The organism is Rhizobium sp. BK060 (genome assembly GCF_014193145.1).
GTDB lineage: Bacteria > Pseudomonadota > Alphaproteobacteria > Rhizobiales > Rhizobiaceae > Rhizobium.
This window is the reverse complement of the sequence record NZ_JACHYW010000067.1, coordinates 1-1457: the sequence shown is the minus strand read 5'-3', so window position 1 is coordinate 1457 and position 1457 is coordinate 1. Positions and strand designations below refer to the sequence as shown.

The following is a 1457-nucleotide window of genomic DNA, read 5'->3' as shown; positions in this document are numbered from 1 at the left end:
GGTGTTGGATAAGACTTAGCCATTTTTTCGCGCGCTTGGTCGACTGAGAACATCCATCGGATTTGGGCACCGCTATCGGTCCGACGACGCTCCCATGCCTGAACCTCACTTTCGAGCAGGTTGCGGTTGTCGATGCGGCGGTCAAGACACTGTCGGCGCATAACCCCGATCTCGATCTCGGCCATGTTAAGCCAACTCGCGTGGCGGGGCGTGTAGTGGAATTCCAGACGTCGCAAAATCCGGCGTGCCTCAACGGCTGGGAACGTCTGATAGATAGCAGAGGCCGTGTGGGTCGATAGGTTATCCATCACCACACGAACCCGGTCGGCGTCGGGATAATCGACGTCGATCAGCTCGCGCATACAGACCGCAAAGTCCTCGTTGGCGCGCCGATCCGTGACCTTGACCTTGCGCCACGACCTATTGGCGTCGACCATAACAAAAAGGTTGGCCGTGCCATTGCGCTTGTATTCAGAATCGTAGCGGTATCGCTTTCCCGGTTTCTGCACGATAGGCACGCGCACTTCGCCGATCAGCTGGATCGGACTTTCATCGAAGCAGACCACCGGTCGCTTAGGATCATGCGGCTCAGCGTAGAGGTCGAGAAGATCCTCCATCCTGGCGATGTATTCGCCATCGATTTTGGCGATGCACCACATTTTCCTCTGCCACGGCTTCAGGTCGTTGTCGTCCAATCTGCGGCGGATGGTTTCGCGTGAGATACTCTGATGCTCGACCACTTCCAGCAGCGCGTTGGCCAGAAGTGTCAAAGTCCACCGGGCACAGCCCTCGGGTGGATCCGAGCAAGCCAGGGCAACGAGTTGTACCTCGTCCTTGCCGCTCAGCTTTCGAGACGCTCCGGGCCGCGGCTCTTCACTGAGGGCAGCCTCCAGACTAATCTCCACGAAGCGCTTTTTGGTGCGGTAGATGGTCGAACCGCTGGTCTGCACCGATGCCTCGATGGCCTTGTCGCTGACGCCCGCGTCCGCTGCCAACAGGATCTGCATTCGCTTGAGCCGCCGGACTGGCTGTTTGCCGCTACTCACTAAAACGCGAAGCTCGTCGCGTTCGATCTGGTTAAGATCAACCCGATATCGTACGTTCATCACAACATCCCTCATCGTCGAGGGGTCTTGGATGAATCCGAAATGAATCAATTGCTTGACGAAACGAAGCCTGAAAGACCAGTCCCGTTCACCGCAAAACAGGGCCAGTATCTTGCCTTCATATGGGCCTATTCCCAGATCAATGGCCGTGCCCCAGCCGAGACTGACTTTCAGCGCTACTTCAAAGTCACCCCACCCTCGGTGCACCAGATGCTAAAGACACTTGAGAAAATCGGATTGATCCAAAAGCAACCAGGCGTCGCGCGCAGCATCCAACTGCTCGTCCCCCCGCAAGAGCTGCCAATTCTGGGCATAGACCAACCCGTCATAATCTCTGAGATGGGACACTAG

The 1457-nt window shown here is 56.8% G+C and carries 2 protein-coding genes; one reads left to right on the top strand and one right to left on the bottom strand.

The genetic code is table 11. The annotated features are described in order from the left end of the window. The coding region (locus tag FHT71_RS31130) for an IS630 family transposase (protein ID WP_183723298.1) at positions 1-1106 on the bottom strand (1106 nt) is incomplete at its 3' end. 42 nt (positions 1107-1148) lie between these two features. Here FHT71_RS31130 and FHT71_RS31125 point away from each other — a divergent pair. Then, a complete protein-coding gene (locus FHT71_RS31125; RefSeq protein WP_183723300.1) occupies positions 1149-1457 on the top strand; it encodes a MarR family transcriptional regulator in 309 nt (102 codons plus the stop codon).

Coding starts and splice junctions, on each gene's coding strand:
- FHT71_RS31125 (WP_183723300.1), top strand. CDS start 1,149: ATGAATCAATTGCTTGACGAAACGAAGCCTGAAAGACCAGTCCCGTTC.